Here is a 17,485-nt window from a genome sequence, read left to right as displayed (position 1 = left end):
TTGAAATAAAGTTTGATCAAAAATACCTCGCAAATCTGTATTTTGCGGTAAATAAGAAGAATCCATTTTGAAAAAAAGATTGATCAAAATGGATATAACTCATTCTTTATCAATGTCTCACCTAATACATTTGCTGATATAGCTTTATAATTAAGACTGATTAAAAAGAAACAGTTAATCTATTATTAGCAACGAACAAAAAACGCCATTTCGAAAAAAGGTTGATTAAAATGCGAGCTGTATTTAGTACCGAAGGATTAATTTTTATAATATACCGAGAAACTCTATTCATATGCTATACAATCATGCATTTAAGTCTGTCATGGCAGGAATATTAATTTCCTTTACACATGAAACAGGCGATAAATTAATAACGCATTGGACAATGGCTACAATGTCTTGTACAGGAATACGTGTACCTTCATACAACAGGATTGCCTTTTCTGCTCCTTCTTCATAAGGTATTTCAGCAGCAAGTTCTCCTGGATTAATACACGTTACAGAGATCTTATCTTTTCTCACATGCTCGCGTAAAGCATTTGTAATACCACGTAAGCCAAATTTAGATGTGACAAACGAAACTTGTGCATTATTCGTATGATCTAAACCTGCTGTTGAACCAATTAAAATAATTTTTCCGTTTTTCGCCTGTCTTAAATTAGGTAAAAGCGCCTGAATATAAGTAATAGTGGAAGTTAAATTAATATTGATTAAGTTCGAAATATCTTCAACTTCATCCTTATCAAACGTATAGTCATATTCAAAACCACGCTTTTCCCATACTCCGACATTATAAATTAATACATCAATAGCAATGTCTTTTAAAGATTCTTTTAAAGAAGGAATTTGTTGTTGACTAGATAAATCAATTGTGAGCCATTTACGATCTACGCCATCATTTATATCTAAACTACTGGGTCGTGTACGTGACACCACCCATACTGTATCTTCCTTGGTAGGTAAGCCTTTTACAAATGCATCACCTAGTCCTTGGCTTGCTCCAAATATAATAAAGTTCCTACTCATCCTATCACTCCTTCTAAATAACTATACTTCTTAATAATTATAATTATTATAAAGATAAGCAACAACTAAAGTGATTTATTGAAATGTTGGTTTAAATGATCAATTTTTATTATAAACACCGTGACTTTATTTAAAAGCGACAGAATGCACAATTTAAATAGTATTCTGCTTATAAAAATTTCATTTTAGTTGAAAGTAAGGAAAGAGGCAGAACAAATAAAAAGATAAGTAAGAACAGAGGTAATCGTTCCTACTTATCTTAAGCGTTCTATTAAAAAACTAGTTCTCTTAGCAGCAATTATGATCTTGTCCAATAGCTAAACCGCTAAAAGAAAGAGGTCCAACAACGTCTGCGCTTGCAGCACTTGTAAGATTTTCGACAGTTAAAGTATATACGTGAGTTCCGCTATTTAAATTTTCATCTATAGCTTGAAATGTTTCAACGTAGAATTGCTCAGAATCAGTAGACTCAATCCCTACTTGTGTGTTGAAAATTTCTGTGTTATCACGAAAAATTCTAAAAAAAATTGAGCTATGTCAGTTATACCTTTAACCCCAACTGTACCGATTAATTCTACTCGATTATCACGTGAATCTCTTCTTGAAATTCTTAATTTAATGGTTGCTAGAATTGCTCTGTTTGGAGAAGCTGGAATTGCAAAAGTTGTTCCACCAGTTTTATTTATAGGCTGAGTAGCTTGATAATCAATGATATGAGTCATGTTTTTCACCTCCTCGCGATTAAAATATGAAGGTAACGATTAACTAGCTTGGACATATACTGGAGGATTAAAAAAATTATTTTTTAATAGAAAGTGAGAAATTCTTGCAGACTATATTTTGTCTCTATTAATTAATTGTAGTGTAACGAAATGAATAGCCTGAAGATTAGTACTCTAAAATATAGACTAGTAAACAAGAAATTTATGAGCTGTAATTGTAATTTCAGACACTCTCGAGATTGTGATGATCGTCGAGAGTGGTAAAACTCGGTGAACGAGTGCCTTGAAGAAAAGCACTCGTTCATTTTAAGTTTTGATTGTATTTTTAGTATCTATATGTAACGGATGTTACTGTAGTATCAATCAGATTATATACTTGAAATAGGGTATTAAAAATAAGTCTCACAAAGAAATTATAGCTGCGTAAGACATGTGGTATTTAATGATTATTATAAGGATTTTAAATCTTTTAAGCGTAATTTATAATCATATTTCACTTTAATAAAGGGAGCTGCACTAAATAGTCTTCATTTATTTTAAATCTTAATAGCATGCTAAATGTAAGTAAAACGTAAGTTTCATTCATATCAAGAAGCAAAAAAGATTATTGGGAATTTTACAGACTGACATAATAAATTATGTTTTGATACTGTTTTTTATAGAAACTAAAAAGTAGTAAATGTAAATCAATGTTTTAAGTGTAAATGCTATGCCCTTTTTGAGAAATATTTTTGCATATTGATTAGGCAGAACACTCGTCTTTACGCACTTCGAAGAACTCATTACGGCGCAAATAATTAAATATTTTTTCCGAAACTTGTTCTTCCTGAGATACTAAGAAGCGACGATCGAAAGCATAGAAAGATTGCCCTTTAATTAATTTTACGTAGTATATTTTACACGCCTCCTTTATATTTACATGTTTTATATTATGATGGCCTATTAGCCTGTTAATAATACTTAAATCTCGCAGTTTCAATTATTTTTATTTATGTAGAATAGGAAGGAACTGTGAAAGAAGCATCGAATGAATATACTTAATAGTATGGTTTGCTTTATGTGTGAATATGAATTAAAGATACGTTAATTACATTCCAGTCCACGCAATCAATAAAGAAATTAAATAAAAGAGGGAGCAACTTACATGGAAAATATGTTAAAAGTATCATCAAAATCAATTCCTAATTCAGTTGCAGGTGCAATTGCAGGGGTATTAAGAGCAAACGGTAATGTGGAAATTCAAGTGATTGGAGCTGGCGCGCTAAATCAAGCAATTAAAGCAATTGCAATTGCAAGAGGATTCGTAGCTCCTAGTGGTATTGATTTAGTTCTCGTCCCGGCATTCCAAGAGATTTCTGTCGATAATCAAGAGAGAACAGCAATGAAATTAATTGTAGGTCCTAGGAAAATACGTTGAGTTATAGAGTGTTGAAAAGGCCGGTAAAAGCTGGTCTTTTTCTTTTTTTTAAAGAGAAAGTATATATAGTTGAGAATGTTATTGTGTAACTTACAATTTTGTAAGGTTTTTGTCACCTTTTCCGATAGCCATAATTAACCATGGTCTTCTATACTACAACTATAAAAATACGAAACAAGGGGGAAAAGGTGTGGATGAAGTAATTGGAGAAGTTGTAGCAGGCCTTTGTGAATTTGTAGTAGAAATGACTGCTGATGTTGTGGGTAATTTGGTCGGAGGAGAAGAGAAGAAAGAAAAAGAAACGTTGTAACATAAAAAGAGTTGCGAAATTTATTTTTCGCAACTCTTTTTATAATGAACATATATGTGCTAATTTGCTATGTTTAAAAGAGCTTAACAATACATAGTTAGTTGATCGTTTTCTACAGAATAAAAGTTTGGTACGTTCAATTGTTAATGCAGTAAAGATTGTCTTTTATTTTTACTGATTTTTATAGACTACGAAGTAAATCCCAAAAGAATTATATAGCGCTGCAAATAATGAATGTATTGAAAAGGATATTTACACATTGCTGCGGAAAAGAATATGTAAATAATTGTAGAAAGAAGAGGATATAAAATGAGTAAAGAAGAGCTTGTGAAAAAACAATTTGGTAATAACGCTGCAAAGTATGTGAAAAGTAAAATTCATGCAAAAGGACCAGATTTACAGTATGTCGTTCAGCAAGTTGCAACTCATCATAATACTCGTCTTCTTGATATTGCTACAGGTGGTGGGCATGTTGCGAATTTGTTAGCTCCAATCTTTAAAGAAGTAGTTGCCCTTGATTTGACGGAAAAGATGTTAGAGAGTGCAAAAGATTTTATTGAAGGGAATGGGTATGAGAATGTATCGTTTGTAGTTGGTAATGCAGAGAATTTACCATTCCAAGATGCATCATTTGATACAATTATTTGCCGGATTGCAGCACATCATTTTTCAAATCCTGCTCAATTTATTTTTGAAGTAGAGCGTACGTTAGACGATACCGGCCTATTTATTTTAATTGATAATGTTTCGCCGGAAAATAATGAGTATGATACGTTTTATAATTTTATTGAAAAGAAGCGGGATCCAAGTCATGAACGGGCCTTGAAAAAAACAGAATGGATCACGTTATTAGAAAAGAATGGTTTGCAAATGCAGTCATGTCTTACTTTTGAAAAGCAGTTCAATTTTGACTGGTGGTGTGACATGATGGATGTACCTATGCAAAAACGAATAAAGCTAACGGAATGTATGATGAAAACATCTCATGAAATGAAAGAGTTTTTCAAAATTCATGTTAGAGAAAATAAAGTGGAATCGTTTTATACTGAAATGGCACTGTTCGTATGTCGAAAACGTTCAACGCTAAAAAGATAAATTTCTTGCAGTCTTTCTTAAGTACGTTATACTTATTACAGAGAAAATGAGAATTGAGGAATAGTAATAATGATTCGTGTACGTATTGAGGGAACAGAAGAAGAGATTGTTGAATTTTTAGAGAAAATGCCTGATATCACTGGGTTTGAAAAAACACAGATGAGAGAACCGAGAAAAGGAAACAATCCGAAGTATGATTCAAGTAAAAATGTACTAGCATACTTATCTTATAAAAAGATGGAAGTCGCCAACAAATAGGCGACTTTTTTATTTTCCGTTGTTTCACCGCCTTGTCTTTTTCGCATAATAATAATAGTAGATTATCGCGAAGAGGGGTGAAGAGAGTTAATAAAAAAATAATCTTTTTCGGGGATTTTGGCATTGATGATGCAGTTGCTTTAATTTATGTAAATAAAACATGTGAATTGGATATTTTAGGGATTGTTACAGAGTATGGTAACGTGTCACGGGAAATTGTAACGGAAAATGTTTTATACTACACAGGTAAAAATTATTGAAGGTGCCAGTAGACCGATGACAGCTGAAGATCCTTTGTTTTTCCCTGAAATTCATGGGGAGCATGGTTTAGGACCGATTATTCCGCCGAAAAAGAGAATTTGTAACAGAGAAAATTTTTGTGAAGTGATTAAGTTAATTGAGCCTTGTCCAGAAGATATTATCATTGTGGCGATAGGACGCTTAACGTCATTAGCAACATTATTTATACTGTATCCAGCTTTAATGAATCGAGTATGTTCCTATTATATAATGGGTGGTGCCTTTCTATTTCCAGGTAATGTTACTCCTGTGTCTGAAGCGAATTTTTACGGTGATCCAATTGCTGCAAATATTGTTATGAAGTATGTGAAGAATGCTACTATTTATCCATTAAATGTGACACAGCGAGCTCTTATTACCCCTGAAATGCTCAACATTATATCTGAAAAAGGTACAGGACAGGCGAAATTAATTAAACCAATGATTGATTTTTATTATGAGAATTTTTATAAGAAAGAATACCCAGGCATCTGTGGAAGTCCGATTCATGATTTGCTTCCGTTTATTTCATTGATAAACGATGATATTTTTGAATATAAAAAATCAGCAGTTTGGATTAGCACGACCAATGATGTAACGAGAGGTCAAAGTGTAGCGGATTTCAGAAAAATAGCAGAACCAACGCGTTTTGATGATCGACCGGTGCAAAGAATTGCGGTTGATTTTAGTTACCAAGCCTTTAAAGAAGAATTTATGAGAACGATATTAAAACCAGATTGCTCTTAAACGTGTTCATATAAATGGGAGCTGTGTAAGAACAATCCATATTAGAAATGAAAAATCAATACAGTAGAATTAGTCCCAAATATCTGGACGCTCAACTCCTATCGTTCTTAAATAATCTAATATTTGGCCAGTATGGACTCCTTCGTGGTATGCGATTCGCAATAGCAGATCACCTAAAGTTCGAACATACCCACTGTATCCAAGCTCGGCTAGGTCCGAACGATCAATTTGTATAGTTGATAAATCTTCATGAGATACAGATGAAACGAAATCAATGAATTCATTTCGAAATGTTTGAGCAAAGAGTAGTTCATCTTGGATGGTAGTGAATGGCTTTGTTTCAAAAGGTGATTGTATATTTTGAGCCTTACCTTGATTTTTTAATAGGTGTAAATAGTGGTAGTCACACTCTAAAACATGTCTAATCATTTCTTTGCAACTTAATGCTTCGGAATCAGGTCTCCAATCTAGGTGATTATTTGGAATGGTCATCCAAACTTTTATACTACGTCTCCTTACTTCTGATAGGTTTAATAATAATAAATCAATACTCTCCATCCTAATTCCACCTTAAAATATCTTACCTTTATTTTACTGAATTTTAAGAAAGATGACAAACGTTTGTTCTTGTTGTGTAAGGTATTCTTATTGGATTTAGAGAGTCAAAATTTGAAGTACTATGATTGAAAGGGTATATAAGTAATGAAGATTTATGAATAACTTATAAAAAAAGTAACATAACTAATGGTAAGCAATGATTTAGGATTATTATTTTTTGTTTTTTAAAATGAAGGAGGTAATCATATGGCATTTATATGGTCTTTAATTGTCGGAGGTATATTAGGGTGGTTTGCGAGTTTAATTACTGGAAGAGATGTACCTGGTGGAGTTATTGGTAATATCATTGCGGGTATTATTGGTTCTTGGATTGGTACGACATTACTTGGTAAATTTGGTCCTGTAATAGGTGGGTTTGCGATTGTTCCAGCCTTAATCGGTGCGATTATTTTAATTTTCATTGTGTGCTTCTTATTAAGAGCAATGAGGAAGTAAATAACGGAGGGCTGTCTTTGTGTGTAGGCAGCCCTTTTGTATTATGTTCTCGAATCTGTTATGCTACTGTTATACAATCAGGAGGTGTCAGCATTGAAATCATTTACAGTAAATTTTCATCAAGAAGATAATGCAAAAGCAACAATAGTACATAAATTAAGTGAAGAGGACTTTAATAAAGCAACCGAAAAAGGTACTCGTCATCTATTTGATTTAGATACAAATGTTGGTTTCTTCGTATTCTTTGATGCAGAAGATGCAGAAGGAAACGAGCAATACTTAATGCTACAATACGAAGGCGATCATCAAGAACCAAGCGCTTGCTACGGATTTGATTTGAAATTATTCTATCAATTTTTAGCGCTATACTTAAATGATCTGGAATTCCAAGGTGAAACGGATGAAGAAGAGGAAGAGTATGGTCCAATTCATCATTTAGCGCACTTACTTTATCATATCGTTGAAGATGGTAAAGAGATTGAAGTGTAAAATACATATTTAGAGCTGTCCTTGTATTGAGCTGCACTCAAATTGTTAGACTTAGTCTAACAATTGGAGGTGCAGTTTTTTATGACTAAATTTAATTCAGAACAGAAAATAAATGCTGTAATACGTTATCAAAATGGAAATGAAAGTATATGGGATATTGCGAAATCATTTGGTGCGAATTATGAAGTCGTTCGAATGTGGGTAAAGCAATTTGAATCTCACGGAATACATGCATTTAAAAAAGGCTATACATCCTATTCCATGGAGTATAAACTAGACGTACTTAATTATATGAATGAGAATGGGACGTCTCCAAATGAAACAGCCGTTATTTTTAATATTTCTTCACCTGCACTTATTAGAAAATGGCGCACTCAATTACGTACACAAGGAATAGACGCCCTTGCATCAAAGAAGAAGGGGCGTCTATCCATGACCAAAAAAAATCCAAAATCAATCCAAAATCAAACACCAGCTGAAGGATCAGTCGAGGAGTTACAAGCTGAGTTAGAGCGTTTACGTATGGAGAATGCTTATTTAAAAAAGTTGAATGCCTTAGTTCAAAACAAGGAAAAATCACCAAACAAGACAAATCACAAGTAGTCTATGAACTGAGGAACGATTTTTCGGTGAAAGCACTTCTGAAATTAGCAGAGATTCCACGCAGCACGTACTATTACTGGGTAAAAAACTTTAATCGCCCAGATAAAGATAGAGAATTAAAAAACCTAATTCAAACGATTTATGACGAGCACGAAGGTCGCTATGGATACCGTCGTATTCGTGATGAATTGACGAATCAAGGACACAAAGTCAACCATAAAAAAGTTCAGCGAATCATGAAAGAATTAGGTTTGAAAAGCCTAGTTCGTATGAAAAAATATCGCTCTTATAAAGGGAAAGTAGGTAAGATTGCGCCAAATATTTTAGAACGTAACTGTATAGCTGAAAAGCCTAACGAAAAGTGGGTTACAGACATAACAGAATTTAAATTATTCGGCGAGAAACTCTATCTATCACCGATGTTAGATTTATTTAACGGGGAGATTATTACTTATACAATCGGTTCAAAACCAACCTATTCACTTGTTTCGAAAATGTTAGAGAAGTCCTTTCAACGATTAACAAAAGAAGATGAACTCTTGATTCACTCGGATCAAGGTTGGCATTATCAAATGAAGAAGTATCGTCATGCCCTACAAGAACATAAAATTACTCAAAGTATGTCTCGCAAAGGGAACTGTTACGATAATGCGGTTATTGAAAGTTTTTTTGGTATTATGAAATCTGAATTTCTTTATCTCAAAGATTTTGAGAGTATAGAACACTTTAAACAAGAACTTGAAAAATATATCGATTATTATAATCACAAACGAATTAAGGCGAAATTAAAGGGCGTGAGTCCGGTACAATACCGAACTCACGCCCTAACAGCCGCTTAATGAAATAACATGTCTAACTTTATGGGGTCAGTTCACTCCATAGACTGTTTTTTTATCTGACTTTTTTGCATAAGAAGGATTGAAGTAATTAAGGAGAGAAGGTGTATGTAAGGAGAGGATATATGATGATTAACAATACAATTCCTAATTTTTTGAGGCTGTGGGAAAATAATGATATAGCGTTACATGACCTGTATAAATATTATGACACGTATCCAGATGTGTTTGGAGAATATTTTAAATATCATTGTCCCAAAACGACAGAACGCTTGTCTAATGCGATTCAAAAATATCCTGATAAATTAAAAGACATATGTATGATTTCAGAAGATTTACCTTGGATTATTCGAGAGGTGAGGGAAGAGTATCGTTCTCGTTTTGAAATAGAGTTAGATTTGAACTTTAATTTAATTGTAGGGGGATTTGGCTCAAATGCATTTGTTGAAAGGGAAATTATCGGACAAATATTTTTCGCGGCGGAGAAGTTATCTCCTGAATTAAATCATCTTCGAGTTATCGTTGCTCATGAAATTGGACACGTATATCATAATGTTTTATTACAGGAAAACGGAATGGCTTGGAATAAGGCGGAGTGGACTGATGCTACGGTTAATCTATATCGTGAAGGAGTAGCAACATATTTATCAAAAAAAGTTGTGAAAGGTTTAGATGACGCAGTCTATTATTCATATAATAACGAGGGCGAACAGTGGTTACAATGCTATAAGAACAGAAATGTTGAAATTAAGAAGCGATTTTTAGAGGACTATAATGAAGGAGGGAATGTTGAAAAAGAAAAAGAATGGTTCCGCTTATCAGGAGGGAATTATTTCGGATATAATCGTCTTGGTTATTTTTTAGGAACTTCGTATGTTGAATACTTAGTAGAAAAATTTGGAGAAGAGCAGGCATTAGCTTTTTGGTGTATGCATGATTTAAAAAGCAGTGTAATGGAGTGGCTACAAAGGTGAATATGGTAAGGCAGGAGGGGGATAGAATGAAAAATTGTATGAAAGTATGTATATTTTTTCTTAGTTTCACATGTATAACGGCACTAACTGCTTGTAACAGTTCTGAAGAAAATAATGACTCCTCAGCAACAAATAAAAAGAATGAAAACATATCTCCTAAAATAGAACAGGACTCAAAATCAAATAATCAAGATTCAATAAAATCAGCGTCGGTTAAGGTAAATGGTAATGACAAAATATATGTTTATAAAGTAAGTAATCAGTTTGAGTTGAAATTCATCATTCCAAAATCTACTGGTAAAGTAAATCATATTTCTGTGTTTTCACCAGAGGATAGTATTAATAAAATGGCAGGATAGATGAAGGAGCTGTTCCATTATAGGGACAGCTCCTTCGATTTGTTTCGTTCTAATGATTGAACAAAAAAAGCTTGAATAATCCCGCCAACTAGTAATAAACAAGCACAAAGATAAAATAATGTACTACCGCTTAAGCTACTTAATAAAAGAGCACCAATAACAGGCCCACATGTTCGAGATATATCCCAATGGATACCGTAAATAGAAAAGTACAATCCACGTCTATGACTAGGAGCGATTTGTGAAACAAATCGTAGTAAGTGGTTTAAAGCAATACTTTCCCCAATTGCTAAGAAAAGTAATGTGAAGAATAACGACCATAATGTTGTGGAGTAACCATAGCCAATAGCAGCCAAAGTATAGCAAGTGTAAGAAATGATAATGATTTTAGGCATAGAAAATTGTTCAGACCATTTAACAAGGAAAATTTGTAGAAGAATTTCCATGACTGCTTTACAAGTTGAGATAAATACGAGTACGAATAGAAAGTTTGGAAATACACTTTCGGCGAATATACGATAATTCGATTCAGTTTGAGCGTAGAAAAAACTTATCGGGAGTGTGGAAACCATTATTCCAAACACAGCATAATGTTTCGATATGAATTGTTTTGGCGAATGTATTTCTTTTGTTTTCTCCACGTTTTGTATAAGTGGAACTGTTTCTGGAAGTTGTGTCCAAACGAGCGCGGCATACAGCGTAAGGGTCACAACTTGCAAAATAAATAAATACTCAGGATGACTATTATAGAAAAATGCGCTGATTAATGGACCAATTACAGAACCGATTGCTCCCATCGTTTGCAGAACAGCAAATATTTCTGCCTGCTGTTCTTGTTTTGTTAAATCCGCAATTTGGGCACGTTGAGCTGGAATATATAGAGAGCGTCCAATACCATTTACTACATACAATAAGGCGAAAAATGTGACCGATTGTGCAAAAATAAATCCGCTTATCGCAAATGCTTGTAAAAGTAATCCGAGTAACATAATTTTCTTTCGGCCATATTTATCTGTTACACCTCCAGCAATTAATGTAAACACAATATCAGCAAGAGGCTGCAATCCGAATAGAAGCATTGTAACAATGACATTACCATTTAAAGCTTTATTGACGTGAACGATAAAAATGATGGCTAGCATCGCTTCAGTTGTTCGTGTTAATAATTCACCGAACAATCGAATGAGGATGGGCTTATTATACCGTTTTATAAGATGATTCATTTTATGTCCTCCTTTCTATATTCAAATCATAAGATGGAAGCAAGAAATGAAAAAGGGTAGAATGAAAGAGGGAGATTTTTCATCTTTTAGGGGGAGTTTTATGGTTATTCTGGAGCAATACGTACAGCTTTGGTATAAGTTCGGAAAAGGGAGCACCGCGGGAGAACGATTAGAAATATCCGTACAAAATATATCAGAAACATTATTTTGTACGGATCGAAATAGTAAACTGGTTATAAAAAAATTAGAAGAATTGAATTGGATTTCTTGGTTTCCCGGTCGTGGGAGAGGGAATCGTTCAAAGTTATCGTTTCAAAAGCATCCTGCTACATTAATTATAGAAAAAGGAAAGGAAATAACAAAACGAGGGGATGTGAAAAGCGGAATCGCATTTGTTGAACAATATACTCTGTATCTACCTTCATTAAAAAAACAATTTCAAAATTGGATTGATTCTATATTTGGTTACAAAATAGAAATGACGTCACATGGGAGAAGGGATATTCTCCGTTTGCAAGTTCGAATGAATCTAAACATTGTATTAGACCCCGTATACGCTACAATGCGCTCTGAATGTCATATGGTAAAACATATATATGACACGTTAGTGTATATAGATGGAAGTACAAACAGAGCAGAGCCGAGACTTGCGTTTCATTGGGAGTATAATGAGGATCAAAAGAAATGGACATTTTATTTGCGAAAAGGTGTCCAATTTCATAATGGGAAACAATTTACGGCACATGACGCTGTGTATACATTGAATCGGTTTATGCAAAAAGAAAATAATCCACATGATTGGATGTTGCAACATGTTAGAAACATACATATTATTGATGATTATATTGTGGAGATTTATTTACATACAGAAAATAAGTTGTTTTTAAATACTTTAAGTGCAGAACAGTGTTCTATCGTAATGAAAGATGCAGAAGGAGAATTAATTGGGACAGGTCCATTTAAACTTTGTGAAAGAAATGACGATACATTTATATTAGAAGCTCATCATTTATACTTTCGTGAACGACCTTTCCTCGATCGAATTGAATTATGGGATGTAGAAAAAAGTGTTAACACGTACGATATTTTAGTAAAAGCACAGTATAAAGATATAGAAAAGCATCATAAGGAACTGTCTCGGCTTGAGTCGAATGTAACGTACATTACGCTAAATATTGAGAAACAAGGACCTATGCAAGATGCTATGTTTCGGAAAGCTTTATATAAAATTATTCATAGTAAGGCGATTATTGAGGAATTACAGGGAGAGCGTGGAGAAATAGCAGAAGAATTAGTAGCAACAAAGAGTGCTGCAATAAACATAAATGAGGATATACATACGCTTATTAAAGAGAGTTCTTACCGTAATGAAGTTTTACAGCTATATACATTTAAAGGACAAGATCATGTTGAAGACTCATACTGGATACAAAAGGAGTGTGCGAAATATGGAGTTAACATTGAAGTCGCTTTTCTTAAAACAGAAGAGTTATTGCAAATAAGTACGATACAAAAGGCAGATATAATGCATGATAGTGCGACAATTAGTGAGCGTATAGAAGAGAGCTTACTATATATGTTTCTTACAAAAAACAGTTTTATTCATCAGCATAGCAATATAAACTTTAATGAAACATTGCAGCCTTATTTTACAGAAAATCAATTAGAGAAACGAGTAACACTGTTGTGCGATATAGAGGACACATTGTTACGACATATTCATATCATTCCTTTATATCGTAATAAACAACACATTCGTACACATGAAAAAGTACAAAATATAATGATTAATTCACAAGGCTGGATTGATTTTTATCGAATATGGTTTAAACCTTGATATATAAAGGTTCTTTCACATTTCACTGAGATGCGAAAGAACCTTTTTTGTATGAAATGGCCATTTGTTTTGCGCGTTGTTACGCTAATTGTTATAAAAGTCTATTTACAGCGTAACAGTGTTATGTTACATTGTTATCAGGAAGGAGTGTTACACAGTTGAGTACAGATTTAATTTCAAAAAAAGATTTATTAGAACTGACTGGTATTTCATATGGACAGTTATATAGGTGGAAGAGAAAAAATTTAATACCGGAAGATTGGTTTGTACGGAAGTCAACGTTCACAGGGCAGGAGACATTTTTTCCGAAAGAAAAGATATTAGAGCGTATTGATAAAATCCAAACGATGAAAGAGGATCTATCACTTGATGAATTAGCAAATATGTTTTCACCGAGCGTAACAGAAATTCTTTTAACAAAGGAAGATGTCATACTTAAAGGGATTGCATCAGAACCAGTTTTACAATTTTTCATTGAGCAAACGAACAAAATAGCAGAGTTTCAATTTGTAGATATTCTTTATGTGTACATGTTAGAAGAACTTCTTCAATCAGGAGACGTTAGTTTAGAAGAAGGAAAAATGGTTTTACAAGTTTTACTTGAAAATTATGAAGCGATTAAGCATAAAAATTGTGACTTAGTTATCGTTCGAAAGTTAGGGATTTCTACATGTTTCTTAGTATCAAACGTGGAGGATTTAATTTTCGAAAAAGCAGCGAAAATCGTTGCACGTATAGCAATTATGAATTATACAGAAGCATTAAAAACAAAAGTATTGTAGTGGAGGAGAAATAATGCGTACAGAAAAATTAATTATAAACGGTTACGGTTCATCGAATGGAGGAGAATTTCATAAAGTGCAATTAAACGGTAAAGGGATTGTTAATGGAAATGTTGAATGTGACGAATTTGAATGTAACGGTTCTGGAAGTGTAAACGGAGATTTGAAAAGTGATCGTACAAGAATAAGTGGATCGGGTAAAGTAGATGGCACAGTAAATACAGATAGTATGCGAATTGATGGGAAAGCGACAATAACACAAGATGTAAAGGCGAATACTTTAAAAATTGCGGGGAAAGGGACGATAGGTGGTAATGTAACTGGTGAAGAATTTAAGGTCAGTGGCCAAGCGACGATTGATGGTAATTGCGAGGTTGATGTTTTTTCTTCAGAGGGACAGTTTACGGTAGGTGGTTTATTAAGCGCAGATGAAATTAATATTAATATTCACGGTACATGTAGAGCGAAAGAAATTGGCGGTCAAACAATTAAAGTAAGACATAAGTTGAGCGCTTTTAGTAGACTAGTTAAAACAGTATTTGGTTTGCAGTTAGAAGCTGAATTGTTAGAAGGTGATAATATCGATATTGATTATGCTCACATTAAAACGGTAAGAGGAAACAATGTTACAGTAGGACCGAACTGTGAGATTGATCTTATTGAATATACAGGTGTTCTTACTGTTGATAAAAACGCAAGTGTGAAAGAAATTAAGCAGGTTTAAAGGAAGGGAGCAATCGATATGGAAAATCAACATAGTCTTACTGTAAATGGATCAGGTAGCTCGGCAGGTGGAGATTATAATAAAGTGAAGATTCGCGGCGAAGGAACAATCTCTAATCATATGAGTTGTAATGATTTTAAAACGTACGGTACAAGTGAAGTACGTGGCAATATGAAAGCAAAAAATTATGTCGTGTATGGAGATAGTGAAGTACAAGGGAATATGGAGGCGGAATATGTAAAAGTATATGGTAATGTCCAAGTACAAGGCGACGGACAAATTAATAAAACAAAAGTTAGAGGTATGATAGAATTTAAAGGAAAGCTATCCGGTGATTTCGTAGATGTGAAAGGCGCTTTAAATGTGAAGGGAGATATAGAAGTAGAGGAATTATTACTAACTGGTGGTCTTGAAAGTGCTGGTTTGCTTAATGCTGAAAATATTGAAATCTCAATTCGTTATGAAGGAAGTAAAGTAAGAGAAATCGGTGGCAAAAAGATTACAGTACGTAAAAAAGCGAGATTTCTTCCTTTTACAAGTCATGCGGGAAGCCTTCAAACATCAATTATTGAGGGGGATGATATTTATTTAGAACATACAATAGCAGAAGTAGTAAGAGGAAATCATGTTATAATTGGCCCTGGCTGTGAAATTAGTGTTGTAGAATATCATACTAGTTTTAATCAGAAAGGCAATTCAGTCGTAAAAGAACATAAACAAATATAAGTAGTATGAGGGAGAGCAAGAAATATGGTTGAGAAGAATAATAAACTCGGCTTCGTTGTTGCCAGTTAATTGTTAGGGATTTTAATGGCATCAATGGATAATACCATTGTTGTGACGGCGATGGGAACGATCGTTGGTGATTTAGGAGGCCTTGAAAACTTTGTATGGGTTGTTTCTGCCTATATGGTTGCAGAGATGGCAGGTATGCCGATTTTCGGTTTAATCGTCTTTATGATTGGTTCGGCACTTTGTGGTACTGCTGAAAATATTACGCAGTTAGGTATTTATCGTGCCATTCAAGGTATTGGCGGCGGAGCACTAGTGCCGATCGCATTTACTATCGTTTTTGATATTTTCCCTCCTGAAAAACGCGGAAAAATGGGTGGTTTATTCGGAGCTGTATTTGGTTTGTCAAGTATTTTCGGGCCATTACTTGGTGCATATATTACGGATTACATTAGTTGGCACTGGGTGTTTTATATTAACTTACCACTTGGAATTTTAGCACTTATTTTTATTACATTATTTTATAAAGAGTCACGAGTTCATAGAAAGCAAAAAATTGATTGGTTTGGCGCAATTACTTTAGTTGGTGCAGTAGTTTGTCTAATGTTTGCGTTAGAATTAGGCGGACAAAAGTATGATTGGGATTCTAGCTTTATTTTAAGTTTATTTGCTGGGTTTACTACATTATTAATTGTATTTATTTTTATTGAAAGGAAAGTAGCAGAACCAATCATTTCATTTGAGATGTTTAAGCAACGTTTATTCGGAATGAGTACAATTATTGCATTATGTTACGGAGCTGCATTTATGTCAGCGACTGTATACATCCCGTTATTTATTCAAGGTGTATATGGTGGAACCGCAACAAATTCAGGTTTATTACTATTACCAATGATGTTAGGATCAGTAGTTACAGCACAATTAGGTGGATTTTTAACATCAAAGTTTAGCTACCGTAATATCATGATTATTTCTGCTGTAATTATGCTAATCGGATTATTCTTATTAAGCACGTTAACACCAGAAACAAGTCGTGTATTATTAACGATTTATATGATTATTATCGGTTTCGGAGTTGGTTTCTCATTCTCGGTTTTAAGTATGGCTGCTATTCATAACTTCGGTATGGAGCAGCGTGGGTCTGCAACTTCAACGAGTAACTTCATTCGTTCGTTAGGTATGACACTTGGAATTACAATCTTCGGAATGATTCAAAGAACAGGTTTCCAGGATCAATTAGAAGAAGCGTTTAAAGGTATGAGCGGGGGAATGAATGTGAGTGCTTTAGGAGATTCAAGAGCAATTCTATCAGAAGGTGCAAGATCTCAAATTTCACCGCAAATATTAGATAAAATTATTGAAGCTCTTTCAAGTTCAATTGTTCATACATTCATGTGGGCATTAGTTCCAGCTGGTTTAGCGTTCGTATTCATTTTCTTTATGGGAAATGAGCGAATGGTATATAAGAAAGAACAAAATAAAGTAAACAATGAAACATCAAAAGCATAAATAAAAAAGCTCCTTTCAATTTTGAAAGGAGCTTTTTCGTATGTACCAATCAGGATTAGCCTTCGATAATTTCGTATTCTTCGTCTGCTAATAATAAAATTTGTGTTTTCTTACCTTTGTTTTGAACTTCGATTACATCATATACACCTAAGTCTCTTAGTTTGTTTTGAGAAGCATTAACCATAACTTCAATAGAATCAATTAAGATATCTTCTTCAATATATGATTCAGGCAATGCCATATCTTCAGTATCTAATACACATGCATACAGGTTTTGTAAGTTTTCAGCAGTTGGGTTTTGTTCCTCAACATCAATGATGTTTTTTACTGCTTCCATATTTTCTTCTTTTGCTTGGTATACTTTAATTTTAGCCATTGTTTTAATCTCCTTTATAACGAAATCGTAGATGCTACAGTTTATTATAACGTCTTTTAGTGAAAAGATGAAATTGTTATGTGTATTTATAGGGAAAATTATGTGTTTTTACTAATTAAGATAATTGAATTTCT

General features: G+C 33.7%; 17 protein-coding genes and 3 pseudogenes. 14 read left to right on the top strand and 6 right to left on the bottom strand.

All coding sequences use genetic code 11. From position 1 onward, the window contains the following. Window positions 1-303: 303 nt before the first annotated feature. The 3 genes and pseudogenes from DJ93_RS26545 to DJ93_RS31500 all read right to left on the bottom strand — a co-directional run bounded on the left by DJ93_RS26545 (window position 304) and on the right by DJ93_RS31500 (window position 2,643). The gene (locus DJ93_RS26545) at window positions 304-1,026 is read right to left on the bottom strand and encodes an SDR family NAD(P)-dependent oxidoreductase (RefSeq protein ID WP_042984020.1); all 723 of its coding nucleotides are present in this window, start codon (window positions 1,024-1,026) and stop codon (window positions 304-306) included. Between the two features lie 288 nt (window positions 1,027-1,314). Further along, window positions 1,315-1,748 (bottom strand): annotated as a pseudogene (gene exsC, locus DJ93_RS26540) (exosporium protein ExsC). 742 nt (window positions 1,749-2,490) lie between these two features. Then, on the bottom strand, window positions 2,491-2,643 hold the full coding sequence (locus DJ93_RS31500) for a YqbF domain-containing protein (RefSeq protein ID WP_080743741.1): 153 nt from the start codon (window positions 2,641-2,643) through the stop codon (window positions 2,491-2,493). Between the two features lie 249 nt (window positions 2,644-2,892). Here DJ93_RS31500 and DJ93_RS26535 point away from each other — a divergent pair, with 249 nt between their 5' ends. The 4 genes and pseudogenes from DJ93_RS26535 to DJ93_RS26515 all read left to right on the top strand — a co-directional run bounded on the left by DJ93_RS26535 (window position 2,893) and on the right by DJ93_RS26515 (window position 5,854). Beyond that, window positions 2,893-3,165 carry a stage V sporulation protein S gene (locus DJ93_RS26535; protein WP_042984019.1) on the top strand — a complete coding sequence of 91 codons (273 nt, stop codon included), beginning with the start codon at window positions 2,893-2,895 and terminating at the stop codon, window positions 3,163-3,165. 619 nt (window positions 3,166-3,784) lie between these two features. After that, window positions 3,785-4,570 carry a class I SAM-dependent methyltransferase gene (locus DJ93_RS26525; protein WP_042984017.1) on the top strand — a complete coding sequence of 262 codons (786 nt, stop codon included), beginning with the start codon at window positions 3,785-3,787 and terminating at the stop codon, window positions 4,568-4,570. 69 nt (window positions 4,571-4,639) lie between these two features. Further along, on the top strand, window positions 4,640-4,828 hold the full coding sequence (locus tag DJ93_RS26520) for a DUF3970 family protein (protein ID WP_042984016.1): 189 nt from the start codon (window positions 4,640-4,642) through the stop codon (window positions 4,826-4,828). A gap of 77 nt (window positions 4,829-4,905) precedes the next feature. Further along, window positions 4,906-5,854 (top strand): annotated as a pseudogene (locus tag DJ93_RS26515) (nucleoside hydrolase). 69 nt (window positions 5,855-5,923) lie between these two features. On the opposite strand, the gene DJ93_RS26510 reads toward DJ93_RS26515, so the two are convergent. Further along, window positions 5,924-6,412, bottom strand: a complete 489-nt coding sequence (locus DJ93_RS26510; protein WP_042984015.1) for a DinB family protein — start codon at window positions 6,410-6,412, stop codon at window positions 5,924-5,926. A gap of 246 nt (window positions 6,413-6,658) precedes the next feature. Between DJ93_RS26510 and DJ93_RS26505 the strand changes: the two genes are divergently transcribed. The 5 genes and pseudogenes from DJ93_RS26505 to DJ93_RS34915 all read left to right on the top strand — a co-directional run. Continuing rightward, a complete protein-coding gene (locus DJ93_RS26505) occupies window positions 6,659-6,907 on the top strand; it encodes a GlsB/YeaQ/YmgE family stress response membrane protein (protein ID WP_042984014.1) in 249 nt (82 codons plus the stop codon). 93 nt (window positions 6,908-7,000) lie between these two features. After that, complete coding sequence (locus DJ93_RS26500) at window positions 7,001-7,396, top strand: hypothetical protein (protein WP_042984013.1); 396 nt, start codon at window positions 7,001-7,003, stop codon at window positions 7,394-7,396. 81 nt (window positions 7,397-7,477) lie between these two features. Further along, a protein-coding gene (locus DJ93_RS31495) for an IS3 family transposase (RefSeq protein ID WP_152569960.1) occupies window positions 7,478-8,838 on the top strand; the annotation gives its coding sequence in 2 pieces (ribosomal slippage) (window positions 7,478-7,934 and window positions 7,934-8,838; 1,362 coding nt in all). Between the two features lie 125 nt (window positions 8,839-8,963). Further along, window positions 8,964-9,809 (top strand): aminopeptidase, encoded by an 846-nt coding sequence (locus tag DJ93_RS26485; RefSeq protein WP_042984406.1) that lies wholly within the window; start codon window positions 8,964-8,966, stop codon window positions 9,807-9,809. Window positions 9,810-10,009: 200 nt separating this feature from the next. Further along, window positions 10,010-10,168 (top strand): annotated as a pseudogene (locus DJ93_RS34915) (DUF4309 domain-containing protein); the annotation flags it as partial. 17 nt (window positions 10,169-10,185) lie between these two features. On the opposite strand, the gene DJ93_RS26475 reads toward DJ93_RS34915, so the two are convergent. Then, window positions 10,186-11,391: an MDR family MFS transporter gene (locus DJ93_RS26475; RefSeq protein ID WP_042984011.1), complete on the bottom strand. Its 1,206-nt coding sequence runs from the start codon at window positions 11,389-11,391 to the stop codon at window positions 10,186-10,188. A 61-nt stretch (window positions 11,392-11,452) separates the two neighbouring features. Between DJ93_RS26475 and DJ93_RS26470 the strand changes: the two genes are divergently transcribed. The 5 genes from DJ93_RS26470 (at window position 11,453) to DJ93_RS26450 (ending at window position 16,975) form a co-directional block, all read left to right on the top strand. Continuing rightward, window positions 11,453-13,228, top strand: coding sequence for an ABC transporter substrate-binding protein (locus DJ93_RS26470; protein ID WP_080743739.1), 1,776 nt, complete (start codon window positions 11,453-11,455; stop codon window positions 13,226-13,228). Window positions 13,229-13,386: 158 nt separating this feature from the next. Continuing rightward, on the top strand, window positions 13,387-14,010 hold the full coding sequence (locus DJ93_RS26465) for a YhbD family protein (RefSeq protein WP_042984009.1): 624 nt from the start codon (window positions 13,387-13,389) through the stop codon (window positions 14,008-14,010). 13 nt (window positions 14,011-14,023) lie between these two features. Further along, entirely contained in the window at window positions 14,024-14,734 is a 711-nt protein-coding gene (locus DJ93_RS26460; RefSeq protein WP_042984008.1) for a polymer-forming cytoskeletal protein, read from the top strand. Between the two features lie 18 nt (window positions 14,735-14,752). Further along, a complete protein-coding gene (locus tag DJ93_RS26455) occupies window positions 14,753-15,460 on the top strand; it encodes a hypothetical protein (RefSeq protein WP_042984007.1) in 708 nt (235 codons plus the stop codon). An 84-nt stretch (window positions 15,461-15,544) separates the two neighbouring features. Next, window positions 15,545-16,975 (top strand): MFS transporter, encoded by a 1,431-nt coding sequence (locus DJ93_RS26450; RefSeq protein WP_052109655.1) that lies wholly within the window; start codon window positions 15,545-15,547, stop codon window positions 16,973-16,975. A gap of 55 nt (window positions 16,976-17,030) precedes the next feature. Here DJ93_RS26450 and DJ93_RS26445 read toward each other — a convergent pair whose 3' ends face one another. Next, complete coding sequence (locus DJ93_RS26445) at window positions 17,031-17,351, bottom strand: hypothetical protein (protein ID WP_042984006.1); 321 nt, start codon at window positions 17,349-17,351, stop codon at window positions 17,031-17,033. Window positions 17,352-17,485 lie beyond the last annotated feature (134 nt).

Source organism: Bacillus clarus, from assembly GCF_000746925.1.
GTDB lineage: Bacteria > Bacillota > Bacilli > Bacillales > Bacillaceae_G > Bacillus_A > Bacillus_A clarus.
The sequence above is the reverse complement of the archived record's forward strand: the minus strand, read 5'-3'. Positions and strand labels throughout refer to the sequence as shown.